This is a genomic window from Paenibacillus hunanensis (assembly GCF_014645615.1).
GTDB classification, from domain to species: domain Bacteria; phylum Bacillota; class Bacilli; order Paenibacillales; family Paenibacillaceae; genus Saccharibacillus; species Saccharibacillus hunanensis.
This window is the reverse complement of sequence record NZ_BMMB01000007.1, coordinates 24185-50474: the sequence shown is the minus strand read 5'-3', so window position 1 is coordinate 50474 and position 26290 is coordinate 24185. Positions and strand designations below refer to the sequence as shown.

Genomic DNA, 26290 nt, shown 5'->3' with positions numbered 1-26290 from the left:
TAAAATCCACTTGACGCGTGCGTCATCACTACTTCCTCTGTCACACAATGATCATGGAATCGAAGCTTCACTACGTCCTTTTACCCTTTCACATCCGCCATTAAACCCTGTATAAACAGCGATATAGCAAGTATCTCTTATGATTGCTCTGTTTAGAAATACGCTCCAGCATCGACCTGACTCGCTGCGAATGCAACAGATACGATATAGGATAAGCGCGGCATATGCACGTCAAAGAGAAGCTTTAATATGCAGGATCTAAAATGAACAAAACCAGCTTGAGGAGCATCGCCTCACTCTGGCTCATCAAAGTCAAAACGACGCCCATCCTTTTGCAGTGATGTTCCGCGCAGCTTATGATTACGGATCAGCACAGATGGATCATTGCCAAGCATACCTGCGGTCAATACCGCACTTTCGCCAAACTTATCACGCAGTTGATCAATGACCTCATTCAACTGCTCCTTCTGTGGCTGACGCTCATAATCAAACAGATCAAGCTGAATCGCCGCTTCACTACGTGGCAGTAGATTTTGAAGCGTCACACCGAGTAAACGTACAGCTCCCTTGCCATGCCAGTGTCTGGCATATAGCTCACACGCTTCATGATAGACCTCTTCTGCCGTGTCCGTCGGTACGCTCAGCGCACGCGAGCGCGTGATCGTCTTCATATCTGGCGTCCGAATCGTAATCTGTACCGTATGCGCCATCAGCTTCTGCCGACGCATACGCCGACACACCTGATCACTCAGATTCAGCATCACACGCCGAATATCCTCAAGCTCCTGAATATCCGCAGGTAATGTAGTCGTATGCCCGATTGATTTATTCGGCTCGTTGTCCGGCTCTACCAGGGAATGATCGATGCCATTAGCCGCCTGCTTGAGCCAGCTTCCCATCACGCCAAAACGTGCTTTCAAACGCGCTTCATCGGCTGCTGCGAGCTGACCGAGTGTGCGTATGCCCATCTCACGCAGCTTGGTAGCGGTTTTATTCCCGATCCCGAATAGCTCTGCACAGGGCTGCTCCCATAGCAGCTTCGGTACATCACGGATACGCAAAATCGAGATACCATTCGGCTTTTTCATATCAGACGCCATTTTGGCAAGCAGCTTATTAGGTGCTACACCGACAGAGCAGGGCAGACGAAGCTCATCTCGAATACGGTTTTGCAGATCAGCTGCAATCTCCAGCGGCGTGCCAAATTGGCTTGATCCCGTAATATCGAGATAACATTCATCGATCGAGGTTGCCTGTAGGAGCGGTGTATAGCTATACGCTATATTCATAAATGCAGCCGAATATTTCCGATACAAATGAAAATCAGGAGCAATTAACGTCAGTCGTGGACACTTTTGCAGTGCCTGACCTACGAGCATTCCTGTCTTCACGCCCATGCGCCGTGCTTCATAGGAGGCGGTCACGACAATGCCCTTCCGTAGCTCCACACTACCTGCGACTGCGGTAGGCTTGCCTGCATATTTGTCTGGCTGCTCCGCTGCATGCACAGAACAATAAAAGGCGTTCATATCCACATGCAAAATAACCCGTCCGCGGGTGGGATAATGACTGCTGGTGTCTTCCCTCATCTGCTCTCTCCCCCTGTCATCTCCGACTTCTCGCAGACCTGTTACTGCTATCTATAAATGAGCATAGGTGCTCGGTATAGTAAGTAAAAATTCAATAAGCAGACTGGATGACTTGCACCATTCCACTTTCTCATCGCACCCATTTTAGGAACCGTGAACCTGATATGTAGCGAATATGTGTTCTGTTTTATTATAAAAAAAGAATAGCCATCTGACAATGACTATTCAACGTTCTGCTCATCTACATGCAGCTCTAGCGTATAATTTTGACAGGCAATCTCAAACACATCATCATACGTAAACAGAATAAAATGACGCAGCTCCTTTAGCTCTTGCTTTGCGTTCTGCTTCGCTCGTTCTAACAATGGCGACTGACGATATTCCAGCCAGTCTGACTTGATATCTGTCTGCCCTATTGGCAGATGCTCCCCGTGCAAATCCAGCTCCATCGCCTTAAAATAATATACTCCCTCGAAGCACAATGTGTACTTTACAAAATCATCCGATTCGCTTTTACTTGCGAGCGTACCATTAAACTCACCGATTAACGTCACACGGCGACGCTGTAGCTCATAGTTCAGCCTGTCTACATAGATCGCATCGCGTCCGTATACATAACCGAGCGGCGTGCTGACCGCTTCGATTTCAATGTTTTGTTGTTGCACTGTGAATCCTCCTTTTTCATCATCGCTGTTGCTTTACTCCGTTTGTTTGGCTCCTATCCATCACGCACTACCATACAGTATAGAATGAATACGACCCTGTTCACCATGGAATCGCTCGGGTATCGTCAAAGAAACCACCCGTAGGGCCATCCTCATCCAATGTCGCCAGCTTCACTGCAATTGCCGCCCCCTCCTCAGGCGTACGAGTACCATGAAAGTCGTTAAAATCTGTCGCTACATGCCCTGGTGCCGCCGCATTCACCTTGATTTGTGTGCTTGCTAATTCCCTCGCATAATGAACGGTCAGCGCATTAAGAGCCGTTTTGGAAGAGGAGTACGAGATCGAAGGCTGACCTACAAATGCCCCTTGGTCTCCAAGCGAGCCTCGTAAGCTGGATACATTGACTATGCGTGCAGACGATGACTTTTTGAGTAATGGCAACATCTGATTCGTGACGGAAACGACACCGAATACATTCGTTTCATAGATGGTTCTAAATTCTTCCGCATCCGCTTCACCAGGTTTTTTTCTTGAAGCCGCTACACCTGCATTGTTAATCAAAATATCTAAATGTCCATACTGCTTCTCAATCGCTCCATAAGCCTGCTCAATAGATTGTTGATCCGTCACATCAATCTGTACAAAATAAACCTCACCTTCATGTTGTAGCTCAGCTAAAGTCATAAGGCCTCGTTCAGCATTTCGACTACCTAGAAATACAATTATACCTCGATGGGCAAGCTCTTTCACGATTGCTTTGCCAATCCCTTTATTCGCCCCTGTAACAAGTGCAATTTTTTTAGATTCCATCTGGTTTAAACTCCTGTTCGTTTTTGCGTTTGATTTTGTTTAGCTTGATGTCGATTACGTTCTGCAATTCCAGCATTTGCTGTGCAAGCTTTTCTTTGTGATCCTGAAGCCTTTGATATCGTTCTTCAGATGCTTCGAGCTGGAGGTAGCTTTTAATATCCTCTAACGACATCCCCGTTTTTTTCAGACAGGCAATAAGCTGAAGCGTGTCGATATCTTCCTGACTATACACTCTATAGCCCATTTCATTTCGAGCAATGGCAGGAATTAACCCTGTCTTTTCATAAAATAGAATCGTGTCCTTGCTCAATCCGCTGAGCATAGCTGTCTGCTTTAGAGCATACCTTTCATTCCATTGCACAATTGCAGCCCTCCCTTGTGTTCTGGTTCTATCTGATACTACACCCCGGAGTTCACTCCGGGTCAATAGTCAAAAAAGTATAATTTAAAATGTAGATCTAACCTTCCTATGTTTCTCCTACAATATAAGAGAAAGCCAGCATCATTAGCTGGCTTTGCTTGTCTCTATAGTAGATATGCACTTGCTCTGTTTACAGCTTCTCTATTCGATAACATGCTAATTGCAAATGACGTATCCCAGCGTAGCCTACAATTCCTCGCGAACCGATCCGAGTACTAGCTCACTTACGACTTCATCAATCGCCGTAAACCATGGCTCAGCCAGAGCTGTACGTGCATCTTCATAGGAGATAATATACAAATACCGCTCACCGCTTATGATCCCTTCCAGCTCTCCCCCTGAAGCTTCGTCAATATAAGTATTTAGAATATCAGGCCATTTCTCATTATCCCGCAAAATGGCAAGCTTCCCCTGATCATACTCTATCCAGTAATCTGGATCATCAGCCAAAACTAGGTTAAGCCGAGAATACAATCCGTCCATGATCGCTTGCTCCAGCTTTGAGTCAGGCGCTATAGCTCCACTCTTTATACGTACACCATATTCCATCCCCATGCTGAACCCTCCTATGTCACACTATTTATGTAGCATCCTGCTGTTCAATAGCTGTTCCAACTACAAATATCCATTTTCCACATGCCAATTGCAATCTGTTTGCCACGCCTCAATCGTCTGAGCACTTCAATAAGGTAGATCACTCACTCGATCCGATTTCAATCTGCACGATATCGTGATAGATCAACCGCTGACGCTTGGGCAGCTCTACATCATGATGATAATGCCCAAACCACCACTGACGATAATTCAGTTTATCCTGAATCGTTTGAAAATAATCATGCATCTCATCCTGCTCTACATCGGTGTCATAATGCTGCTTGATCCAGTCCAGACTTTCTGTGGAGCAGGTATGAGTAATCACCACGTCAATATCCCAACCATGCTTCTCCAATTGCTGTAATCCACAGGCATATTCCTCTGCCGACGGCATTTCACGCGCCCACCAGCTTTTGCCTTCTTTGCGATATTCACGATCATGTGAAGCCGCACCGCCAAAGGTAAAAAAGCGCTTATCTTCTATTGTATACACTTGTCCTCTCATCAGATGCAGCACACTATCATTGATCCGATGCACCCCTCCACCATTCCACTGCTCTACCGGAAATTGCTCCAGCAGATCGAAGTTCTCATGATTACCATCGATAAATACCGTTGTAAAAGGCTTCACCTCATCCAGCCATTTCAGCCAGTAGCGATCCTCCTTTTGCCCATCCCATATCAATCCAAAATCACCTGCAATAATAACGATATCCTGCTTGGTTAATTGCTTTTGCTCTGGAAAAGAACGCGTATTCAGTCGTTTAGACAGCCATGGCATACCATGAACATCCCCGGTAATATAAATCATAGCTTTCCCTCCTTTACAACACAGTATACGGATGCTATTGAACGAGTACAACCCAAACAGAAAGCATATTAGAAGTGATGGTATAGCTAAACATGGAACATGCCAGCCTAGCGGACAATCTACACTTCATACCGCAAGCATCGCTATCAAGGCAATCACATCTTTCAATCCCAAAGCCTATAGAAAAAGGCAAACGCTATACGATCGTATTCGCGCCTGCCTTTCACATCTTACCTATACATATGAATGTAGAAGCTGGATTATATCTTGATGATAGCACTGAGCTTTATATCCCGTATCCATTAACGAATTTCATAGCGCCAGAATCCATTTAGAGAATGTCATAACATAGATAATTCTCCATTATCAGATCAAGCTCCATTCCAATTCTACACTTTAATCTGACTCAAAGAATGTAGCTACCAGCTGTACAGCCAGTTCTAAGCTCGATGCTCTGTGCTCAACCCACTCAGCCTTCCACCAGCTCTGCCTTAATCTTGCCACAGAAGAAGCTACCTGACAGACCCTGCGCCCCTTCAATATCCACGACCAGATCCGTCACCTCATATCGAAAATCCATTTCCGCGATCACATTCAGACGCGCATCGGGTGGCGAAAATTCCACATCAAATGCTTCGAGGAAGGTCAGCTTTATCGATTGCTTTTCATTGGGCTCTGGCAGCTCTATGGTCAGCTCCACCTGATCCTTGCCAATATCGTAATTGGTAATAATCGCCTGCTCAAAGTCTGGAAAATAACCAAACTTCTCGATAATCGTCCCACTACCTTCAATCGAAACGGTTGGCGAAAATGCAAGCTGAATAATCGTTTTCTCGCCCCACTGCAATTGCTCTTCATTAATATGAAGCGTAATCTGCTGTGCATCCAGCGCACGCACACTACCAACGACATAATCTCCTGCCTGTACCATCACAATATCGTGTAGATCAAATGGCAATGGTTGCTCCAATGTATAATGAATCGTATAGCTTTTACCCTGCTGCTCGACTTGTTTAATTCCTATCTGCATGATGACATTCCTCCAAGAGTTTACATTTATCTTTTTCCATTGTAACAGAACGATACAACACAGCCTATGCTAGCGTATACATTAACCGCATAAGTAAGCGTGTCATTTGTGCATGATGCACAAACAAACCCATTATTTTTACCTCATATTCCGGCAAAATTACCGTATACCTGACATAGCCGATAGTGCTATAATAACCAATTATACTCAGGTTTCATGTGTCATCCACAACGATAAATGAGTGCTTATGAATCTTGGTCCAATCAAAGGGGGATTCCACATCATGTCCAAATCCATCTCGATTTTCGATACGACGCTGAGAGACGGTACACAGGGGGAAGGTATCAGTCTATCCGCAGACGACAAATTGAAAATTGCGCGAAAGCTCGATGAGCTTGGTGTGCATTATATCGAAGGCGGTATTCCGGGTAGTAACGGTAAAGATATCGAATTTTTCAAGCGTGTTCAGCAGCTGAATTTGAATGCCAAAATCACGGCTTTTGGTAGTACGCGCCGTAAGGGCAGCACCGCACAGGAGGATGCCAACCTGAAACGGATCATTGAATCCGGTGCACAGGCAGCTACACTGGTGGGCAAATCGTGGGATTTCCATGTGCATACTGCATTGCAAACGACGCTAGAGGAAAATCTAGCGATGATCGCCGACTCCATCGCTTATTTGAAGCAGCACCAGATGGAACTAATCTTCGATGCAGAGCACTTTTTTGACGGCTATAAAAATAATCCAGACTATGCAGTTTCCGTACTACGTGCAGCCAAGGATGCTGGAGCAGACTGGCTTACCCTGTGCGATACCAATGGCGGTACATTACCGCATGAGGTATATGAGATCGTATCCAGGCTGATGATCGAGCTGGAGGGGGCATCGATCGGTATTCATACCCATAATGATTGCGAGCTGGCGGTAGCCAATACACTGAGCGCTGTACAGGCTGGAGCACGCCAGGTACAGGGAACGATGAATGGCTATGGTGAGCGCTGTGGTAATGCCAATCTGTGCTCGATCATTCCGAATTTACAGCTCAAGCTCGACTATACGTGTATTGCGGACGAGCAGCTGGCACAGCTTACGAACACCGCTCGCTACGTGAGTGAGATTGCTAATGTGCATATGCCGATCAACCAGCCTTATGTAGGTAATGCAGCTTTTGCACATAAAGGCGGTATTCACGTTTCTGCCATTTTGCGTGATTCTCGTACGTATGAGCATATCGAGCCAGAACGCGTCGGTAATAAACAGCGTATCCTCGTTTCCGAGCTGGCTGGTCAGAGCAATATCCTGTCCAAAGCAAAGGAAATGAATCTGGAGCTGAATCCAGAAAACGAAGAAACAAAGCAAATTATCGGCAAAATCAAAGATTTAGAGCATCAGGGCTACCAATTCGAGGGCGCAGATGCATCGCTGGAGCTGTTACTGCGTGAAGCCAATGGCGAGCTAAGCGAATTGTTCGTCTTCGAATCGTTCAAAATGCTAGTCGAGAAAAACGCCGGCTCGGCTGTTGTATCCGAAGCCTTCGTGAAGCTACGCATTGGCGGTCAAAGCATCTACACCGCCGCAGAAGGCAACGGCCCGGTCAATGCGCTGGATAATGCGCTACGTAAAGCATTGGTCGAGCATTATCCAAGCCTGCGCGAAATGCATCTGTCTGACTATAAAGTTCGTGTGCTGGATGAAACAGACGCAACCGCATCCAAAGTACGCGTATTGATTGAATCGCAAAACCTGCAAGACACCTGGAGCACTGTCGGCGTATCCGCTAACGTGATCGAAGCGAGCTGGGAGGCACTGGTAGACAGTATCCGCTATGCTCTACTTGGTCAGAAGCTACCTGCGCATAACCAGGCGACCGCTTCGGGTACACAGGGCATTGTGAATCATTAATCAGGGTATATAGTAAAATCCCCTCAAAGCAGACAGTGAAAAAAGACCTCATCATATCATGAGATCAACACTGGAAGCTAGAGGGGATTTTTTTATAGCTCAAAAGAGCGAATTTTCAATCATGACAACGACAAACTTAATCAGGAAGCCGTTAAGCTGAGAATGAAAGCAGACTTTGCTGATCAGCGTAAATGTGGGAAGAAAATTTAACTTGAAAGTGTCGAAAAGAAACATGCTGATCCTTACCTCAAGCACAAGTGAAATACTCAAAAAAGTGCAATCTACATGTATACGGTGACGGCAACTGACCTGCTGCTAATCATCTGTATCTCCTTTTTGATCACATACGAGATTTTCGGATTGTGCATAACCATCATGGTTTATATGCTTTGATATAACCTAATTTGAGACCTTTGGTTACCGCTTCTAATGCGGAATTAACATGCAATTTATCGAAAATATGTTGAATATGGTTAGACACCGTTCGTTTACTAATAAACAGATGATCGGCTACATCCTCTCGTTTATACCCATCACTTAACATCTGCAAAATTTTAGTCTCCTGCTCGGTAAGCTGTTCAATCTCTTCTTCTTCATCTGGAAAATACGTACAACCTGCATGAATCTGAAGCAGGATATGTAACAACTGATCTGGAGATACATTTTTGTTGATAAATCCGCGTGCCCCTACTTTTTTGGCTTCATAACGATAGACTGGAAGATCGAATCCTGTCAATATCACAATATTTAAATCAGGATAAGTATTAGATATCGTTTGAGCTACAATTAAGCCATCTTCTTCACTAATATTACTCAAATTAATATCGACTAATAAAATATCCGGTCGCTTTTCCTCTATCCTTTTTATGACTTCTTCCACTTCCTGCACAGATCGAAAGCTACTCACTTCAGTATAATCTTCAAAAGCAATCTCCAAGCTTTTAGCAAATAATACATGATCATCGATTAATAAAATATTCATACGATTGTTCTCCTTTCATTGGGAGTACGATTTGAATACTCAATCCATGCGGCTTGCGTATACTAAAGCTCATCGTTCCTTCTAATAATGCAATCTGTTCTTGAATCGAATAGAGTCCGCGATGCCCCTGCTTATGCTTATATTCAGTAGGATCGAGACCTATTCCATCATCTTCAACAGTTAACTGAATCCGCTCCATATGCTGGGTTAATTTGATCCATATCTGACTTCCCTGTGAATGCTTGAAAGCATTGGTTGTAAGTTCTTTGATCAGACGATACATAATAAAATGATACGGCTCGACTAAAAATAGATCCTCTTTACAAGTGAATGAAACCGTTATTTGTTTATTGGCATAGTTTTTTTTGATGATTTGCAACAGGTTCTCGTAATTTTGCTTGAGTGTTAATGAGCTTAATAAAGTAGGATGATATTCCTGCATCTGATTGCGAATCGACGTGTTCAATCGAGTTAATGTTTCAGTAATCATCTGCTGCACTTCTGCTTTGTTGGATTTGTTCATCATATTTTTGACAGCTAATAAATCTTGTAATATCTCATCGTGCAAGTAATCGGAAAATTCTTTTTTAATCTGTTCTTCTTTCGCAATCTGTGTCACTCTACTCACATATGAATCGTATTGCTTCTGCTGTGTAGCTTGCTCCATTTCAGAAGACTGCTTGATCTGCTTGTACAATAAAAGATAATAAAAGATCAATAACCAGACAATCGAATGAAAAACAATCATATAAAACAACGGAGCGACGTTGAATATTTGCCCAAGTATACCCACACCTGCAACGGATACGAGCATTAATATCCATTTGTTCAATGTACTGAGCTGGGTAAGCTGTATAGATTTTTTTACATTATTTTGCACAATACTGTAGACCGCATATAGCGGGAAAATAAAAATAAAATAGAACACCATATTGGTAAACACATTTTTCCCTTTATCTACAAATAAAATATAAGCTCCAAAAGGAATCGCCGTAATCATCAGCGCATACGTTAGACTTTTCGATTGTTTATTAAGAAAAAATTGAATTCGCTTTTTGTTTTTAAACACGGTAATAATAATTAAAATTCCACTAATGACCCATTGCCAGAAAAACATAATCGAATACAAGTGCTTACTATAAATCGAGATTAATGTTAATAAGGAAAGCACTTTTAATATCCAATCCACTTGCTTTTTGTGGATATAAGCAGAATCTTGAAAAATAAAACGTAATAAGAAACGCAACAATGTATACGACACCAGCACATTTAAAAAAATCACGATAGTATAAAAAAAAGGCTCTTTTCCAAACATCAAAAGAATTTGCCAGGAATATAATAACAATAAATTAGCAAATTGATTTAAAATCATACTACCATTCAAATTCGTCATTTTAATATAAGACAATACATAAATAGCCATCGATATAACAACCAGCGACATGATATCGGAGAGATCACTATTCAAATGCTGAATATATTGATAATATAAAAAGCTAATCACTAACGTCTGGTTACAAAGGATGAATACCTGTTGCTTTATGTATTTATCATGCATATAGAATACCTTTCTGTGCTACGTCATCAATGCTTACAGTCCTCCTGTATAATATATCATTTTTCTGTAAAAAAAAGTAAAGCCGACATCCTTAGATATCGGCCCTATATTCCATATTATTATGCGATCATTTAACAGCACACAATAATAGAGTTAGGACAATCATCTGTCAAAGTTGTAATCCATCCATCACCTGGAGCTACTGCTGCTTGTAATTCTGCTTCTGTAATATCCTCAACAGCCGACAAATCTACACATAGTTCTTTCATATTCGAACACTCCTTTAGATTGTATTGGTGAATTACTTTGATCCATAATGATTTTAAGTGTGTAAGTATGCAGTAAACTGTTATGTTCCTTCACTTTCCTCGCCTGACAACATCAAATTAGCAGCACACAATAATGGAGTTCGGGCAATCGTCTGTCAAAGTTGTAATCCATCCATCGCCTGGAGCTACCGCTGCTTGTAACTCAGCTTCTGTAATATCTTCCACCGCCGACAAATCTACACATAATTCTTTCATATAGCACGCCTCCTCCCTGCATCATTTGTAGCCATCAATAACTACACACTAAAAATAGCAATAATTACATATTTTGGAGTGAGTAAAAAGCGCAATTTTATTGTTTTATGCGAAAATAATCAATCAGACCGAGAGCATGTATCCAAATAAAAAAGAAACACACCTGGTCGGTGTATTTCTTTTCTATAGTGATTGCGTAATGCAATTAACGGTGTCAACACTATATTATTTATAACTACGTGCACGACGTTTTGCGAAAGAAGAGACGTACCGTTTGGAATCCGGAGGTTGCATTGTAGTCGCCACCTTAACTTTACGACCCCAAATAACCTTATACGATGAATACTGAGTGATCAGATAATACACTCCATAGATCACTGTAAATATACCAATCGCTACAATCTCCGGTAACCAGAATGCACTGGAATCTCCAATTAAGTTAGGCATTAATGTTTTGAAGCATTCTAATGCAAAAATGCTGTGCAGACTACCCAAAATATAGGGAATAATCAGCGTAATAAAAATTTGATAGTTGACGATTTTTTTGATTTTTGATTTACGATATCCTAGCTTTTCTAAAATTCTAAAATCATTAATTTTGGAATACGTATTCGAAATATTAGTAAAGTACAAAATACTCCCTGTCGAAATTAAAAAGATCGTACTTGCAAAAATACTAATCAATAGAGATGAACTATTCGCTTGTAAAAAGGTCGTTCGTTTTCCAATCGCACTTTGAAAATAAACATTGTCTGTAAAAAGCGGGCTTAGCTGCGCATGAACCACCGAATTATTACGCAATCCCTCACCATAAATGCTCATAATCTGACGCGAAGGTACTCCTGTTGCTTGAATCTGCTGATATAGAGCATCCGGTACGACTAATGTACCTACACTATTGGCAAAAGAGATTGTATTTTCAAGTGTTGTATTCGCAACGTCTATATCTATTGATTGGCTTTGTGGAAGCTTTAATGTATAGACTTTGCCACGTTCATCTACATTATTTTGATTGTATTTGATAAAAATCGCTTGATTACCTGTTAGATCATTCCTATTCTGAGCATCGCCTTGCAAGGCTAATGAGCTTTGATAATCAGATGCTGAGATCAGATCAAAACCAGCTTTTTCTTTAGCACTATACTCAAACGGTAGATTTTTTGAAGATGATTCTACTTCCAGTATAGTCGTCTGCTTGGATTGTATACCATCTGCACCAACATTCTGCTTCACAATATTTAAAGCTTTCTGAGTTAATCCTTCGTCTTGTACCGGAAATTCAAACGCAGCCGGATTAGTACGTTCGATTGCTTTGACCGGATAATAAAATGTAATCACTCCAGCACCTAATAATCCTAATGCTGTCGCAGAGATCAACGTAGATACAATTAGTGTTCTAGCATTGCTAGTAATCCGTTGTACAAATTGAGGAATAGTGATAATCATCGTATTCCGATAAAAGGAATGTTTAGCGGCTTTTATTTTGTTCAAAGCATACGGTAAAAAGGAATGAATCGACAGAATCGTTCCAACAACAATCAGGATAAATGTGAGCATGGATAGAGGAGCGAATCCAACCGTCACCCATAAAGAATCGGCTCCTCTTTTAATATCGAGTGCCAGCATATAACCAGCGACCAGAGACACAAACCCAACAATCGCTTTCCATAATTTAAGTTGAATCGGTTTCTCACGTGTGCCCTCGACTTTGACCAGATCAAGTAATGTATGCTTACGAATAAATCGATAATTGGAAAATAATAAAACGATTAATGCCAGCACAACAAAAGAAACGGTAATCAGTGCTGCATCACTGTTGAACCATACAATACTGGACGGTTCCAGAGAAACACCAAGCCACTCTACCACGATCTGAATCAATACGATATACACAATACCACCGACAATAATGCCAATACCAAGTGCCAGCAAACAAATGAAAATATTTTCTAGGCCTAAAATCAAAATCACTTTATGTTTATTAAAACCGAGCAATGCATAAATACTTAATTCTTTCATTCTTCGCTTCATAAAAAACGTGTTTGAGTAGGACATATAAAACAATACAAAAGCCATCAGTAGAGGTAATACGACTTTAATCATCGCTTGTAGCTTATTATCCCCCATCAAGCGCGACACGATCAGATCATTGCTGCCAAAAGAAATAGAAAAATAGAAAATCATCAGTACAAAAGCAACTGAACCCAGGTATAAAGAATAAAAAGATAGATTTTTTTTCAAATTCTTTTGTACAATACGGAACAAACTCACATATAGACCTCCTTTAATGGTTCTTTATTCTATGCTTACATACTGGTTGCAAGCGTTCGATTGGAAAGAACCGCAATTTCTTCTAATATCTCTTCAAAAAACGTTTGGCGGCTTTTTTGAGCTTTGTGTAATTGCTTGATCGTTTGACCATCTTTTAAAATAATAATTCGGTTTGCATAGCTTGCTGAATAGGCATCATGAGTGACCATCAGAATCGTAGTGTGTAACTCTTCATTAATTTCTTTCAGCTTCTCTAACAGTTCCTGAGCAGAATTAGAGTCAAGCGCACCTGTTGGCTCGTCTGCAAATAAAATGCTTGGATTTTTGATCATTGCTCTGGCGGCGGCGGCTCGTTGACGTTGTCCACCGGATAATTCATTTGGATACTTGTGCAACTGATTTTCGATACCAAAACGCTTGGCTAATGCTCTAATAGAAGCTTCAATTTCAGTCGGCTTTTTTTTGAGTAATGTTAAGGGTACAGCTATATTTTCTTGAATCGTTAAGCTATCTAATAACAGATATTCCTGAAAAATAAATCCCAGGTAGTCTTTGCGAAAATCACTGGTTTGATTATCATTTAATCGGCTGATCTCGATTCCATTGATAAAGATTTCGCCAGCTGAAATATGATCAATTGTAGATAATACATTTAATAAGGTTGTTTTCCCTGAGCCAGAGGAACCCATAATACCTACAAATTCTCCTTTTTGAACATCAAGTGATATCTCATTTAGCGCTTTGACATGATCATAAGATTTGACAATATTTTTGGCGATCAGTACAGCATCGTTTGTCATAGTCTATTCTCCTTTACATTTGAAATAAGTGCCTGTATATAGGGATAGTTATAATAAATGAGGTAATTGTAGCGTGAGTATGGATGGAACACGATAAGGATCAACCGTTCGTAATAATTGATAACCAATCCCTGCTAAGCCGATCATCAACGTCGGTACTTGAGCTGTCTGCGGGATACCGCTATACCATTGATCCGCTTGAGCGTTCTGAACCAGATCCCCGACAATGCGTTGTGCGATATCGAAGTGTTCCGTTTGCCCTAGATGTTGAGCGGATAATAATAGTAGGTCTATATTCCCCATTGACCCATGACACAGGCAATCACTACCTCCTAAACCTTCCTCTAGTGTTTTTTCAATGGCTCGCTCAATCTCAATACGTGTCTGCTGGTCATCCATAATATTGATTACTTTGATTCTGGACATACCGATGCCTGGTGCTCCATGACACCAATTCACAGGTTCTGGAAAGTTTTTTTGAATACGATTCTGCCGATTACGTAGGTCAAACCAGTTATTTTCCTCAGGTGAATACATTTCCCGTTCATAGGCAAGAGCTTGAATCGCATAATGTCGAAATGTTTCCATACGAGTCTCTTCATACAGCTCCGCCAATGCCCATGCTATACCTGCATTGCCATGTGACATACCTGTAAGTACACTGCCGTTGCCAATTGCATTTTGCCAGCCTATACTATGATCATTTATTGGAATAGCATGCTTGATCAGATGCTCTCCGCATTGAATCGCTATCGATAACACTTCATCTTGAACACAATCTTGATAGATTTGCAGCGCTACAAGCAGTGTTCCGGCACAACCTGCCATCAGATCATATTGATCATCCTCAGCTATTTGTTTGCCGCAATGTAAAATATGCTGTATGCCTTGCTCTTTGAGGTCTTGTCGCTGTAGCAATAGACCTAAATAGTAATAGCTATAGGCATAGCTAGCTTCTCCTGTAAAAGCAGATAACGATTGCGGTTTGTTATATAGCATCTTGTCCAGATCGACAGCGACAAGAATCTTTTCAACTACGTCCAGATAACGAGCTTGTTCAGTCATCTGATATATCGTAGCGAAAAATAGTGCATTGCCAAGTAATCCTTCATACAATGAGTTATCTAACGGATTCATAATCCACTGCTCATCATTGCCAATCGATATATTGGCCCAGCTAATATCAGCAAAATCTGTAGTCGTCGTACTGAGCGTGATCAATTGATCAGCAATTCGGATAGCTTCTTCAATAAAATAAGAGGCTGGCTTCTGCTCTAAATGATCATACGAACGATAATCCTTTTTATACTGTTTGAGATCCCACTTTTTGATCGGTGTGGCTAATGCCGTCTGAATCATCTGTACTTGAAATGATAAATCGTTATGCTGCTCATCCATCGCTTCTATACGTTGTATGACTCGATCCAATAACGTTTCTTGATGAAAAAACTCGTATTCGTTATCGCGGCTATCATAGATCGATGTATGATTGACATACGAATAAAAATACGGAATATCCATATGCAACAAATCATAAATTTCGGCTGGAATAATAGGTAACAGACGATGATTACGACTGGAAATCGCCCACATCCGGTCAAATAAACGATTACGATATAACGCATCGATCAAATAATTAGGATTGGTCGAAGCATTTAATAAGGTGCTATAATCGCTCGTATTACGGACAATCGTACGCACTTTATCTTTGGCAAAACTCCGAATCCATCCATGTTGTCCGATAAAATCCGACTTGTGCTCAGTAATAATCTGATATGCCTTCTCAAATCCTTTCACGATTGAAGCGACATATTGTCTTGGATTGACTCTGATCCCATTGAGCAGAGGAATATTCTTTTTGTAGGTAGTTGTGTAACTGGTACGAACTAGCTTGATCTGATCTGTGTAATTATGTTCAAAAGCAAATTTCCCTTTAGCGATCGTTTTGTCTCCTGCTCCAGTCAGACCACTGACATCTAGATTCGACTGTTTATCCAATTTGGCAGGCAGCAGACAGGTACGAATCACTGAATCTTTAATGGTATACAGCACTTTTTTATAAGCAGTTTCCTCCTGTAAGTCCTGGCTATCATAGCCTTGAAATGAAGATTCCAAATCGACAAAATATGGATTATTGCCTGACATAATTACATTTTCAGCATGCATATCGCTTCCCATCAATACATGCAATAAGCAGATATAGACGCCTACTTTGTAATACAATTGTTCAATCTCTGCTTCTGACGTACTACTAACTTGTTCGATATAGGCTTGCCATCCATAATCTTCATAAGCAATTACAGGCAACGGCTGAATTGCATATTCTAATCCTTGATTATTCATATATTCGATAATCTGATTCACATGAATATTCACTTGCAAAGGCTTCGGTTTATATACCACCTTGCCGTGTTCAAATCCGCAGATCAGCACAGTTTTCTTACCACAATGACTGTCTCCCTTATTCATTTCTATCGTAGTCAAAGCTCCTAATACTCCAAATCGTTCTTGAATTTGATTAAAATCTGAAATCAGATGGTCTACGGCTTCAAGTAAAAAGTTTTTCTGCTGTATACTTTCTTCAATAATCATGCGAAACATCGTTGGATACTCATAAACTAACTGTGTAAAGTACTGCCGTTGCTGCAACTTACTACAAAAATTCTGATATCTTGCTTCAGGCGTATTTCCTGTTAATAGAGAATGCGTACTAAGCTTGTTAATCTCTATGGTTAAGACTTTTACAGATAATTTCAGTACCGTTTGTAACGTAGCTTCCAAAATTGAAGATACCACTGCCTGTTGATCCACTTTAGCAGTCTGAGGAAGATCGGCATCAATGATCTGCTGCATCCAGTGTAAAAAAGGATATGTAAAACATAAATAAGGATGGTCTGTAGGAATATGTCCTTTTACCGCATATAACACACTTTCGTTAGCATCAAAATTACACATCAATTGCTGTAGATCATCAATCCATTGTTGTTGATCGGTCAGCTCTATATCGGGAGCAAGATGATCGGTTAGCGAGTTGAATTCTTGTTCAGACTTACTGTAACTTTCCAAAAAAGCATATCTATACTGTACAGGCAATTGAATATATTCTGTCCATTGCTCCAATGCTTCATTGGTTGTAGATAAAGGTTCAGTGATAACTCGTTCTTGTAGATACGTGGCTGTTTTTAATTTACAAATATCTAATAAGGTCATAACGTGTTTCTCCCCTTTGCATTGGATGATCTGTAATCTGAACTACTATGTATTATAATTGTGATCCTCTGGATTGGATTGAGTATTGAACGCACATTTGCATGTACGATACGATGTATATAGTTCTAACGATTACTCGCTATACTACAAGACCAATCTGGTGATAACGCATGATCAAATACACGCAAAAAAGACTTCCCTCTTCTGACGGAAAGTCTTTTACATGATCCTATTGTATAGGGGTACCCTTAATTTTTTGTACGGCTGTCAATGTACTTTAACTTAGATACGTGCTTATCATACTTCAGTATATCTTTTTACATCTATAATGCCTTTCATTAAAAAAATTCTCCAGGTGCTGGAGAATCTATGCCAAACAATCAATGAAAAGTCTCTTAGCCTATCCCATATACACAGAAAGAAGGTCGTACACTTGAAGCAACATCCACACCATTCAAACCAGATAGACCGAGCAACCGTTCACATCGCCCAATCCGTTTGGCACGAGCTAATCGACCATATGCGGTCAGCTCCGGCGCATGAGGTGTGCGGAATATTGCTCGGTACAAAAACGACTACAGGCACCCAGCTCCATTCCTACCGAAGACTGCATAACGTTTCCCTTAACCCTGCACATCATTTTCAACTCGACCCAGCCGAATGGATTCACTGCTGCTATAACGAGCCCAACCTCGTCGGTCTGTTCCACTCTCATCCTCACACCGCGCCGTTGCCATCACAGGAGGATCTAGAGCGACTACCCGACTTTGCCAGTATGATCTCCGTCTACTTAATCGGAACCCTCTCTATAGCAAGCAGCGAGCCAGAACAAGACCATCCACAGACCTATCCTAAGCCTTCATCATCTAATCAAACCCCATATGCACCAACTCATCCTTCAGATCATCATTCCGAGCCTATCCGCGCCTACAATATCATCCAACATTCTCCCGAACGAATAGCAACCAACCCCACTCATTCATCCTTACAATACGATCTGACACCTATACAACTCCTACAAAAATAAAGCTGTCTAACCAACAGCTTTATCTACCTGATCTATTCAAGTGTCTATAAAATATTACCCCAAAACTACAATATCAAGCTAGAATACTCCCACCCATCACGCTACATATCAACCATCAACCTCCTATGTACTTCATTTCTTCCTATATCTACATCCCTTTAAAATGATCATTCCAAACAAAAAGTCAAAAATCATTACTTAATAAAAGCAAAAATACTGCTGAGAGCTAAACACTTCTGAAAGCTAAAATACTGCCGCTCTCCCAAATGTGTGCATAAATCCGAGCAGTTGCGAGATGCACAGAACGCAGGGAAGGAAATAAGGGGAATGGACGCCTTGTCGTGTTAGCGATCTCCTAACACGAGGTTCAATGGAAAGTGATTTTTGCACAGCAAAATATCTTACAGCTTTTGAGAACAGGAATCTACATTTCCACCTGCTTCGTAGATTCCTGTTCTCAACCCAAGGACGTCCCCTTATTCCTTCCCTAAGTAGTGTACCTCTCCAACTGCTATCCGGTTTTGCACCCAGCCACTAAAAATTACTTAAATGCGCATACAAATCCTCCAGCGTATCCACTTGCTTGTGACGCATGAGACGAAGATATTCCTGCCATAGCTGAGCTGTCATTTTGGCATCCTCCAGCGCGTGATGTCTGACCGTCACAGGAATATTAGCCTCCTCCAGCACCTCATCTAATCCGTAACTACCAAGTGAAGGCTTCAGCCATCTGGCGATCATCATCGTATCCAGTATGCGGTGAGTCAATTGAATTTTAGATGTTTTCCATAATGCGGCATTCAGAAATGCTTTGTCATGCCCAGTACCATGTGCAATCAGCACGGAGCGCCCAGCAAATGCCATAAAATCATGTAGTCCATCAATTAACGATGGCGCTCCATCGATCATTTCCTGGGTAATACCTGTAAGCGCAGAAATATTATCTGGCACGCTCACCTTTGAATTTACAAGTGTATAGAACTCATCCTGTACCTCATTACCCAGCAGCTTCACCGCTCCAAAAGACAAAATTTCATCTCCATGCTGAGGATGAAAGCCCGTCGTCTCCAAATCGAAAACGACGGTTTCCAGCCTGCTCATCGGATAATGCAGCACCTCTGGACGACGCTGCTCACGTGATAGTGAACGTATAAAAGCCATCTGCTGTGCAGATGGTGCACCAAATACCGAAGCAATCGCGGAGGGAACACCTCCACTACGTAAGCTTCGCCAAAATCCGCTTCCAGCTTTTGTAGGTTCTTTCATAAGCGTCTCCTTTCCAGAAAGCGCAATTGTCTTTGCAGCTCACGATGTGCTTTTTTGACAATGCCCAGACTTTCTCTAAGTTCATGGAAAAATGGCTTTTGTCGCCAGTCCTTTTGTAGCATAAAGCCCGTACTGATATACAATCCATCCTCTTCCTTCACCGGCGTTGAATTACGCATACGCAGCGCCGTTAAAAACGCCTCCTGCATCATTTCCAGCAGAGCAAGCGATGCCGCCTCCAGCTGAATCAGCCGATCGAGTCGCTTCAATGTAGATGACTCATAAATGCCATTTTGCACTGCTAAAAAACGCGATGCATTCACAAGCGGAATATATATTCCATATTTTACATCAAAATCACCTGCATGTTCACCAAAACGCTCAGGTACAATTTGCCCCAGTACATTAAGCGTCGCCTTATGACGAACTGTATTACGCAAAATCGCCGCCGACATCGCAGGCGTTTCCTTTAGACCCGCATAAAAATGAGCCTGCCAGCGCTGGGCAAGCGCCTGATCGCCTGCCATATGGCGCATATCCGAAGCAATAATCCAGTTACGCACCGGCTCCCAGCTCAATTCCTCACGCCAGCTATCCAACTGCTGCTGCCATGCTCCCAGTGTCTTGCGCCACATCGGCTCTGAGCACATCACCTTGCCCTGGCACTTCTCATACCCGACCTGCTCCAAAATGTCCGCCAGACGGCTGCCAAACGCTTCAAAATACCGTTCCTTCTGCTCGTGCTGTTCATCGCTTATGATCAAGCCATTATCCTGATCACTCCAAAGCGTCTGCTCACATCTTCCTGCGCTGCCAAAAACAATAAAAGAATATGCAACAGGAGGCGGACCGTAGCCCGCCTCAACTAATTGTTGCTCACATATTGTTACTGCCTGCCGCATAATCCTGTCATGCATATCGTTCACTGTCGCTACCCATTCGCGAATATCGCTCTCGCTCAGAGCAGCATACAGCTGCTTTTGGATCATGATACGTTTGGTTTTGAGTGATTCCGGACAAACGGCATCGGTCAGCTCCAGCAAGGGAAGATTGAGAGAAGTCTTCTTCATCGGCTTCATCCCCCAGCACTTGTAATGTTAATAGGTGTGTTTAGAAGTATTAGCTATTCGCTCTTGTACGATCTACTTCACCTACTGCTTTCATTTGCTCAGGATAACCGTAGGAACCATGCTCACTAATATCCAGACCCATCATTTCCTCTTCTTCTGTTACACGAATGCCACCCAGTGCTTTCATGATACCAAGAATAATGAAGGAAAGCACCAGTACGAAAATGAAAGTACCGATCATACCGAGCAACTGTACGCCAAGCTGGTGGAAGCCACCGCCATAGAACAGACCTGCTCCACCTACGTTAACCTGCTTAGCAAGCTCCGGTGTAGCGAACAGACCAGTAGAGATTGCACCCCACATACCAGCGATACCGTGTACAGAGAATGCGTAGATCGGATCGTCAATGCCTGCTTTTTCGAACCATTGTGCAGTAAAGAATGTAACAACACCAGCTACCAGACCGATCACAACCGCTGCCCATACATCTACGAATGCACAGGAACCTGTGATGGCTACGAGCGCAGCCAGTACGCCGTTTAGCATGCTAGGAATATCAGCTTTACCCAGTACAACCCACGAGATCAACAGTGCAGCAACACCACCCGCAGCAGCTGCCAGGTTCGTCGTCAGTGCTACATAAGTGAAGAAGCCGCCGCTTGGCGTGAGTGCACTACCAGGGTTGAAGCCCATCCAGCCGAACCAGAGAATGAATACACCGATAACGGAGAATACCTGGTTATGACCTGGAATAATGTTAGGCTTGCCATCCTTATTATATTTACCAAGACGTGGTTTCAGCATCAGCGTTGCTGCCAGACCTGCTGTTGCACCTGTCAAATGGACAACGGTGGAGCCTGCATAGTCCTGCATACCGATTGCTGCCAACCAGCCGCCGCCCCATACCCAGTGAGCGATGATTGGATAGATAATGATCATGAATAAAACACCGAAGATAATATACACGCTAAGCTTTGCACGCTCAGCGAATCCGCCAAATGCGATCGACAGCGATACCGCTGCAAACGCAAGGTGGAACAGGAACATCATGGAGATTGGAATATCAAGACCAGCAAGTGCGCCAAACAGTGGCTTCATTTCCTCGCCACTTAGGAAAAAGCCCTGATAGCCAAAAAATCCATTACCATCTCCAAAGCCAAGTCCAAAACCGAAAGCCCAGAAGGCTACCAGTGCGATGCCAAGAGTCAAAACTGTTTTACCGGCAACGTGCCCGGCATTTTTCATCCGTACAGAGCCTGCTTCCAAAAAGGCGAAGCCTGCTTGCATGAACAGTACGAGCGCGAATGCCAGGAAAACAAAGAACGTATCCAGATTCGTTTGTACTGTTGTCGCAGTAACCTCATCCGCAGCAAAAGCGCTGAACGGAAAAGTTAGAAGTGCGGATGCCGCTAACCCCATAACGGCCCATTTTTTTCTCATTTGACCCACTCCCCATGTTATATTACTTCACATATCGTGAAATCCTTAATGTCATTATAATCAGATTAAAACGCGAATGACAAGCATTTATTTTCAAAATCATGAAAATAGTTTCGTTATGCTTCAAAAAGCGTGTTTTTTCACTGGTTTCAGCATGAGTTCATATGAATTTCAGGTATCTTTAAGCCTGAACGAGTATCATATATACAAATACTTCAATATATTGTTATATCAATAGTTCTATATTTACTGTTTATAGAGAGAAAGAGCGTTTATCCCCTGCTATTATAGGGTATATTCGCTTAAGCATTACGTTTGACTGTATGGTTTAAGTTCCTGTAATATAGGCAATAGGATTCAGCAGTGTTGAATCCTCGTTTATATGAACAAAAACGGGGGTGAATACGTTGGGGATATGAAATTATACCGAATTGGAGAGCTTTCCAGAATCGCAGGGATCAGCGAACGCACGGTGGATTACTACACCAAGCTTGGTCTGATCGAGCCTGAGAGTCGCTCTCTTAAAAACTATCGTCTATATAGTTTTGAAACGTTGGCTCGTCTGGAACGTATTACAAAGTTAAAGCAGGATAAGTACACCTTAGAGGAAATCAAAGACAAATTAAGTGCATGGGATCGGGTCACCGATGAAGAGCAGGTCACCCAGCGCTTGACTGAAATTGAGCTTCATATGGAACAATTGCAGCGCGAGGTTCGTGAATTGGAGCCCCTCCTGCAACAGATGAAGCCAAATCAAGCCAGACGTGCATTTATGAATCTTGTTCCTCAAAGTGCTGCTTGCATCGAAGCGCTGAAGTTCCTGCTTGGTCAGGGTCCCGGCATGATGTGATCTGCTTTATATTTATATGGAGGAATGAACGATGAATGCGATTTTTCTTATACTCATTATAGCAGCTTTTGGTTTAACGATCTGGGCTCAGTTCCGAGTCAAGGGAACGTTTAACAAATATGCTGAGGTTCCGAATATGCGTGGCATGAGCGGTTATGACGCAGCTCGCCATATGCTAGACTCTAACGGTCTACATGATGTGCCAATCGAACCGATTGCTGGCGTGCTGACTGACCACTATGATCCGGTTAACCGTGTTGTTCGTCTGTCTGAGCCCGTCTATTATGGAACAAGCATTTCCGCTGTCTCGGTAGCGTGTCACGAGATCGGTCACGCCATCCAGCATAAGGTTCACTATCCGATGTTGGCGATTCGTCACCGTATTTTCCCGGTTGTAAACTTTGCTTCCGGTATCGCACCATTATTGTTGCTGGCGGGCTTTGTATTCCAATCATTTAACCTGATCGGTATCGGTGTTCTGTTCTTCTCGGTTGCCGTAGCATTCCAGCTGATCACCTTGCCAGTTGAGTTTAATGCAAGTAACCGCGCTCGTGATGTGATGGTCGCTGAAGGCTACGTCACTCACGAAGAAGAACGTAGCGTTGGTAAAGTATTGAACGCTGCTGCACTGACTTATGTCGCTGCTGCATTACTATCTGTACTGGAGCTGGCGCGTTATCTGTTCTTGCTCTTCGGTAACCGTGACTAATATACGCGCTGCGAATCAAGTGTAAATAAAACCTAGGTTTAACGCAAAAGCTGCTGTTCTACTCCCATGATGGGAAGGAACAGCAGCTTTTTTTGTATACACGGATCATTAGGCTGGGCTGATATTGGATACGGCGATGTGATTTGTAGTTAAATTCGTACTTAGATTCGTATATAGAGTTGTACACGGGTATGAATGAGTGTTAAACGATCAATAAGGCGAGCCATGTACAGTGTATACGGCTCGCCTTATTGATATGCTGCTATTCATGATTGTGCTTATTCTTTCTTTTACCAAAAGCACTTTACTAGAACAACGTCAGCCTATAGCTTTGGATCATTACGCTCCTGCTCTTCTCGCATCTGTTGCTCCCTCATTTGTTGTTCCTTCATGGCCTGCTCATAGCGCTGATATATACGCTGCCAGCGGCGCTCTAAGCCCGTTAAACGTAACAGCAAGCCATAGATGAAGAAGCCTGAGATCAGACCGCCTAGATGCGCCCAGATGCCGATGCCCGGCATAATGAACGTATAGACCAGACCTAATCCGAGAATCGTGTAGATCGTCTGACGTGACACACGATCTAGCATTCCACGCTGGAACAGAGCAATATACAAAAAGGCTCCATAAATGCCGTAGATCGCTCCAGAAGCTCCAGCTGCCAGATGACCTTCACTTGATTGTCGATATAGCTCAAGACTAATGATATTACCGATCAGTCCACTGGCAAAATACAGAACACCATAGCGCAGCGTGCCAAGCAGTCGCTCAAGAGGTGGCGCAAATACAATGATCGCAAATGTATTGAACAGCAAATGATCAAATCCAATATGCACAAACATTGCTGTAAACGTTCTCCACCACTGATCATAGCCGATAAGATTCGTAAGTGCTCCATATTCAACTAATGTGGCACTATTTTGCGAGCCACCATTGAATGTCATCAATAAAAAGACGACGATATTGGCGAGTGCAATAAGGGATGTGAGCGGATAAAACCGCAAAAAGCTTTTCCAGTTCTCATAACGGACAAATAGCATACGAGCTCCTTTAAGTGTGACATAGTATTTGAAGGGTTGGAGGGTAGAACTACTAGAGATGGGTCGTATCCGATGATGTATCTCCTGGTACATATCGACACAGGCTTTACTTTATTGCTTCTCCTTTATTATAATGAATTCCGACTGAATATGCGAAAAAGCAAAGTACGGACAGCACCTCGGCAGATCTGTACACCTACATATTATGTACCCCGTTGGCTGTCCTTTTATTTAGCTATTCATTTCATGTTCACTATCTCGAAGGAGGAATTTATAATGACGCAAGAACGTACTGGTGTAGCTACATTTAAAGGCAATCCGATTACACTCGTCGGCCCTGAACTGAAAGCTGGCGATGCTGCTCCTGCTTTTAACCTGAGTAAAAACCTGCTGGAGCAAGCCACACTGGCTGATTATGCAGGTAAAATCAAATTGATTAGCGTAGTTCCATCCCTGGATACAGGCGTATGTGATGCACAGACACGCCGCTTCAATGAAGCTGCTTCTGAACTCGGTGAAGATGTGGTTGTACTGACGATCAGTGCCGATCTGCCGTTCGCACAGGCACGCTGGTGTGGTGCAGCAGGTGTAGACCGCGTTGTTACCCTGTCTGACTATCGCGACAACTCCTTTGGTAAAGCATATGGCGTATTGATCAAGGAATTCGTAATCGATATGCGTGCAATCTTCGTCATTGATCGTGATGATACAGTACGCTATGTAGAGTACCTACCTGAGATGGCAGATCATCCGAATTATGATGCAGCTATCGAAGCGGTAAAAGGCTTGCTTGGGTAAGCATATAGCGATACTGAACAGCTACTGAGCAATTACGAATATTAATTTTCACACCGAAAAACCCCTTCTCCTGTTGGTATAAGAGAAGGGGTTTTATCTGATGAGCATCATGCTGTCGAATCGTATGTATCCGCATTCAAAACAGATGATATAACAGCACCATGGCTTCAATGCCGTTAACATGCCATACACATTCACGGCTGGTGCTGATTGTCTGTACTTATGGTTGATCGATCTTGTACTGAGACAGCTTTTTATCCAGAGCGCTGAACAGTGTCAAAATATTACGATAGTTCGCACCGAGATCTCCAAGCGATCCGCGCGAAGCCGAATGAATATCGATTGCACTACGAACAGGGCTTACTGATACGATCGAAACCGTAATATCCATAATACGCCCGAAGCCCGTTTTGCGCTCCAGCGTGATCTCGCCTACACTATGTACCTCATGCAGAACCTTGAAACCTGGAATTTTCTTTAATGTGGATGAAACCTCTTCCCAGGCGCGCTCACGGGAAAGATTATAGTATCTTGTTTTCATTTGTGGGTCTTTGGCGCGATCTCCTGTGCCTTCCTGGCTACGGATGATTCCAACTAACGTTCTCTTAAGCGACAAGACGTTTCCTCCTTTGCATGTACAGACCTATCATTACTATCAGTGTATCATTAGTACGTAAATAAGAAAACTAATATTCTTATAATAACGGCATGCTTGCCCATCGCGCGATGACTCGATGATATCGATAAAAGGATCGATTGGTGCTCGCTGCTCATGCGATCAGGTAGCGCGACTAGCCTGCTTTCCAGCTAACTAGTTGGGCTTTCAATTCCCATATATTCATTATCATTACTGAATCATCACTAGCTTGTAAGCGCAAACAAAAAACGTTCTGAAATCGTAGATCGTAATGATCTAGATC

At 42.6% G+C, this 26290-nt stretch carries 24 protein-coding genes; 5 read left to right on the top strand and 19 right to left on the bottom strand.

Going from position 1 to position 26290, the window contains the following annotated elements:
* Positions 1 to 293 precede the first annotated feature (293 nt).
* From IEX62_RS15730 to IEX62_RS15700, 7 genes are all read right to left on the bottom strand, one after another.
* Complete coding sequence (locus tag IEX62_RS15730; protein WP_188776501.1) at positions 294 to 1589, bottom strand: DNA polymerase IV; 1296 nt, start codon at positions 1587 to 1589, stop codon at positions 294 to 296.
* Positions 1590 to 1810: 221 nt separating this feature from the next.
* A complete protein-coding gene (locus IEX62_RS15725) occupies positions 1811 to 2254 on the bottom strand; it encodes a hypothetical protein (protein WP_188776500.1) in 444 nt (147 codons plus the stop codon).
* Positions 2255 to 2354: 100 nt separating this feature from the next.
* A complete protein-coding gene (locus IEX62_RS15720; protein ID WP_188776499.1) occupies positions 2355 to 3065 on the bottom strand; it encodes an SDR family oxidoreductase in 711 nt (236 codons plus the stop codon).
* The gene (locus tag IEX62_RS15715) at positions 3055 to 3426 is read right to left on the bottom strand and encodes a MerR family transcriptional regulator (RefSeq protein WP_188776498.1); all 372 of its coding nucleotides are present in this window, start codon (positions 3424 to 3426) and stop codon (positions 3055 to 3057) included. The genes IEX62_RS15720 and IEX62_RS15715 overlap by 11 nt, the downstream gene beginning before the upstream one ends.
* Positions 3427 to 3672: 246 nt before the next feature.
* Entirely contained in the window at positions 3673 to 4041 is a 369-nt protein-coding gene (locus IEX62_RS15710) for a hypothetical protein (protein ID WP_188776497.1), read from the bottom strand.
* Positions 4042 to 4180: 139 nt separating this feature from the next.
* Entirely contained in the window at positions 4181 to 4891 is a 711-nt protein-coding gene (locus IEX62_RS15705; protein WP_188776496.1) for a metallophosphoesterase family protein, read from the bottom strand.
* Positions 4892 to 5360: 469 nt separating this feature from the next.
* The gene (locus IEX62_RS15700) at positions 5361 to 5921 is read right to left on the bottom strand and encodes an Imm50 family immunity protein (RefSeq protein ID WP_188776495.1); all 561 of its coding nucleotides are present in this window, start codon (positions 5919 to 5921) and stop codon (positions 5361 to 5363) included.
* Between the two features lie 283 nt (positions 5922 to 6204).
* Here IEX62_RS15700 and cimA point away from each other — a divergent pair, with 283 nt between their 5' ends.
* A complete protein-coding gene (gene cimA, locus IEX62_RS15695; protein WP_188776494.1) occupies positions 6205 to 7824 on the top strand; it encodes a citramalate synthase in 1620 nt (539 codons plus the stop codon).
* A 373-nt stretch (positions 7825 to 8197) separates the two neighbouring features.
* On the opposite strand, the gene IEX62_RS15690 is transcribed toward cimA, so the two are convergent.
* From IEX62_RS15690 to IEX62_RS15660, 7 genes are all read right to left on the bottom strand, one after another.
* Positions 8198 to 8806: a response regulator transcription factor gene (locus IEX62_RS15690; protein ID WP_188776493.1), complete on the bottom strand. Its 609-nt coding sequence runs from the start codon at positions 8804 to 8806 to the stop codon at positions 8198 to 8200.
* The gene (locus tag IEX62_RS15685; protein ID WP_188776492.1) at positions 8784 to 10229 is read right to left on the bottom strand and encodes a sensor histidine kinase; all 1446 of its coding nucleotides are present in this window, start codon (positions 10227 to 10229) and stop codon (positions 8784 to 8786) included. The genes IEX62_RS15690 and IEX62_RS15685 overlap by 23 nt, the downstream gene beginning before the upstream one ends.
* Before the next feature lie 266 nt (positions 10230 to 10495).
* Positions 10496 to 10633, bottom strand: a complete 138-nt coding sequence (locus tag IEX62_RS15680) for a type A2 lanthipeptide (RefSeq protein WP_188776491.1) — start codon at positions 10631 to 10633, stop codon at positions 10496 to 10498.
* A 117-nt stretch (positions 10634 to 10750) separates the two neighbouring features.
* Entirely contained in the window at positions 10751 to 10888 is a 138-nt protein-coding gene (locus IEX62_RS15675) for a type A2 lanthipeptide (protein ID WP_188776491.1), read from the bottom strand.
* Positions 10889 to 11113: 225 nt separating this feature from the next.
* On the bottom strand, positions 11114 to 13159 hold the full coding sequence (locus IEX62_RS15670) for an FtsX-like permease family protein (RefSeq protein ID WP_188776490.1): 2046 nt from the start codon (positions 13157 to 13159) through the stop codon (positions 11114 to 11116).
* A gap of 35 nt (positions 13160 to 13194) precedes the next feature.
* Positions 13195 to 13959, bottom strand: a complete 765-nt coding sequence (locus IEX62_RS15665) for an ABC transporter ATP-binding protein (protein WP_188776489.1) — start codon at positions 13957 to 13959, stop codon at positions 13195 to 13197.
* A 48-nt stretch (positions 13960 to 14007) separates the two neighbouring features.
* Positions 14008 to 17169 carry a type 2 lanthipeptide synthetase LanM family protein gene (locus IEX62_RS15660; RefSeq protein ID WP_188776488.1) on the bottom strand — a complete coding sequence of 1054 codons (3162 nt, stop codon included), beginning with the start codon at positions 17167 to 17169 and terminating at the stop codon, positions 14008 to 14010.
* 328 nt (positions 17170 to 17497) lie between these two features.
* Here IEX62_RS15660 and IEX62_RS15655 point away from each other — a divergent pair, with 328 nt between their 5' ends.
* A complete protein-coding gene (locus IEX62_RS15655) occupies positions 17498 to 18196 on the top strand; it encodes a Mov34/MPN/PAD-1 family protein (RefSeq protein ID WP_268239820.1) in 699 nt (232 codons plus the stop codon).
* 534 nt (positions 18197 to 18730) lie between these two features.
* Here the strand turns inward: IEX62_RS15655 and IEX62_RS15650 are convergent.
* Genes IEX62_RS15650 through IEX62_RS15640 form a run of 3 tightly spaced genes read right to left on the bottom strand, consistent with a single transcriptional unit; the run spans position 18731 to position 21973 of the window.
* The gene (locus IEX62_RS15650; protein WP_188776486.1) at positions 18731 to 19462 is read right to left on the bottom strand and encodes an exonuclease domain-containing protein; all 732 of its coding nucleotides are present in this window, start codon (positions 19460 to 19462) and stop codon (positions 18731 to 18733) included.
* The gene (locus IEX62_RS15645) at positions 19459 to 20532 is read right to left on the bottom strand and encodes a DUF294 nucleotidyltransferase-like domain-containing protein (protein WP_188776485.1); all 1074 of its coding nucleotides are present in this window, start codon (positions 20530 to 20532) and stop codon (positions 19459 to 19461) included. Before IEX62_RS15645 ends, IEX62_RS15650 begins: the two co-directional genes overlap by 4 nt.
* Positions 20533 to 20581: 49 nt before the next feature.
* Positions 20582 to 21973, bottom strand: coding sequence for an ammonium transporter (locus IEX62_RS15640; RefSeq protein ID WP_188776484.1), 1392 nt, complete (start codon positions 21971 to 21973; stop codon positions 20582 to 20584).
* 415 nt (positions 21974 to 22388) lie between these two features.
* On the opposite strand from IEX62_RS15640, the gene IEX62_RS15635 reads away from it, so the two are divergent.
* Positions 22389 to 22823, top strand: coding sequence for a MerR family transcriptional regulator (locus tag IEX62_RS15635; RefSeq protein ID WP_188776483.1), 435 nt, complete (start codon positions 22389 to 22391; stop codon positions 22821 to 22823).
* Between the two features lie 31 nt (positions 22824 to 22854).
* On the top strand, positions 22855 to 23532 hold the full coding sequence (locus IEX62_RS15630) for a zinc metallopeptidase (protein WP_188776482.1): 678 nt from the start codon (positions 22855 to 22857) through the stop codon (positions 23530 to 23532).
* Positions 23533 to 23855: 323 nt separating this feature from the next.
* On the opposite strand, the gene IEX62_RS15625 is transcribed toward IEX62_RS15630, so the two are convergent.
* Positions 23856 to 24572, bottom strand: a complete 717-nt coding sequence (locus tag IEX62_RS15625; protein ID WP_188776481.1) for a rhomboid family intramembrane serine protease — start codon at positions 24570 to 24572, stop codon at positions 23856 to 23858.
* 276 nt (positions 24573 to 24848) lie between these two features.
* On the opposite strand from IEX62_RS15625, the gene tpx reads away from it, so the two are divergent.
* The gene (gene tpx / locus IEX62_RS15620; protein ID WP_188776480.1) at positions 24849 to 25370 is read left to right on the top strand and encodes a thiol peroxidase; all 522 of its coding nucleotides are present in this window, start codon (positions 24849 to 24851) and stop codon (positions 25368 to 25370) included.
* A 220-nt stretch (positions 25371 to 25590) separates the two neighbouring features.
* Here the strand turns inward: tpx and IEX62_RS15615 are convergent, their stop codons facing one another.
* Positions 25591 to 25986, bottom strand: coding sequence for a DUF1499 domain-containing protein (locus IEX62_RS15615; protein WP_188776479.1), 396 nt, complete (start codon positions 25984 to 25986; stop codon positions 25591 to 25593).
* Between the last annotated feature and the right edge of the window lie 304 nt (positions 25987 to 26290).

What these genes read in the sequence shown, in the direction of transcription:
- IEX62_RS15645 (WP_188776485.1), bottom strand. Translation starts at nt 20,532, where the DNA reads ATGAAGAAGACTTCTCTCAATCTTCCCTTGCTGGAGCTGACCGATGCC.
- IEX62_RS15665 (WP_188776489.1), bottom strand. Translation starts at nt 13,959, where the DNA reads ATGACAAACGATGCTGTACTGATCGCCAAAAATATTGTCAAATCTTAT.
- IEX62_RS15655 (WP_268239820.1), top strand. Translation starts at nt 17,498, where the DNA reads ATGCCTTTCATTAAAAAAATTCTCCAGGTGCTGGAGAATCTATGCCAA.
- cimA (WP_188776494.1), top strand. Translation starts at nt 6,205, where the DNA reads ATGTCCAAATCCATCTCGATTTTCGATACGACGCTGAGAGACGGTACA.
- IEX62_RS15680 (WP_188776491.1), bottom strand. Translation starts at nt 10,633, where the DNA reads ATGAAAGAACTATGTGTAGATTTGTCGGCTGTTGAGGATATTACAGAA.
- IEX62_RS15730 (WP_188776501.1), bottom strand. Translation starts at nt 1,589, where the DNA reads ATGAGGGAAGACACCAGCAGTCATTATCCCACCCGCGGACGGGTTATT.
- IEX62_RS15700 (WP_188776495.1), bottom strand. Translation starts at nt 5,921, where the DNA reads ATGCAGATAGGAATTAAACAAGTCGAGCAGCAGGGTAAAAGCTATACG.
- IEX62_RS15630 (WP_188776482.1), top strand. Translation starts at nt 22,855, where the DNA reads ATGAATGCGATTTTTCTTATACTCATTATAGCAGCTTTTGGTTTAACG.
- IEX62_RS15635 (WP_188776483.1), top strand. Translation starts at nt 22,389, where the DNA reads ATGAAATTATACCGAATTGGAGAGCTTTCCAGAATCGCAGGGATCAGC.
- IEX62_RS15640 (WP_188776484.1), bottom strand. Translation starts at nt 21,973, where the DNA reads ATGAGAAAAAAATGGGCCGTTATGGGGTTAGCGGCATCCGCACTTCTA.
- IEX62_RS15625 (WP_188776481.1), bottom strand. Translation starts at nt 24,572, where the DNA reads ATGCTATTTGTCCGTTATGAGAACTGGAAAAGCTTTTTGCGGTTTTAT.
- IEX62_RS15660 (WP_188776488.1), bottom strand. Translation starts at nt 17,169, where the DNA reads ATGACCTTATTAGATATTTGTAAATTAAAAACAGCCACGTATCTACAA.
- tpx (WP_188776480.1), top strand. Translation starts at nt 24,849, where the DNA reads ATGACGCAAGAACGTACTGGTGTAGCTACATTTAAAGGCAATCCGATT.
- IEX62_RS15690 (WP_188776493.1), bottom strand. Translation starts at nt 8,806, where the DNA reads ATGAATATTTTATTAATCGATGATCATGTATTATTTGCTAAAAGCTTG.
- IEX62_RS15685 (WP_188776492.1), bottom strand. Translation starts at nt 10,229, where the DNA reads ATGGCTATTTATGTATTGTCTTATATTAAAATGACGAATTTGAATGGT.
- IEX62_RS15705 (WP_188776496.1), bottom strand. Translation starts at nt 4,891, where the DNA reads ATGATTTATATTACCGGGGATGTTCATGGTATGCCATGGCTGTCTAAA.
- IEX62_RS15710 (WP_188776497.1), bottom strand. Translation starts at nt 4,041, where the DNA reads ATGGGGATGGAATATGGTGTACGTATAAAGAGTGGAGCTATAGCGCCT.
- IEX62_RS15720 (WP_188776499.1), bottom strand. Translation starts at nt 3,065, where the DNA reads ATGGAATCTAAAAAAATTGCACTTGTTACAGGGGCGAATAAAGGGATT.
- IEX62_RS15675 (WP_188776491.1), bottom strand. Translation starts at nt 10,888, where the DNA reads ATGAAAGAATTATGTGTAGATTTGTCGGCGGTGGAAGATATTACAGAA.
- IEX62_RS15650 (WP_188776486.1), bottom strand. Translation starts at nt 19,462, where the DNA reads ATGAAAGAACCTACAAAAGCTGGAAGCGGATTTTGGCGAAGCTTACGT.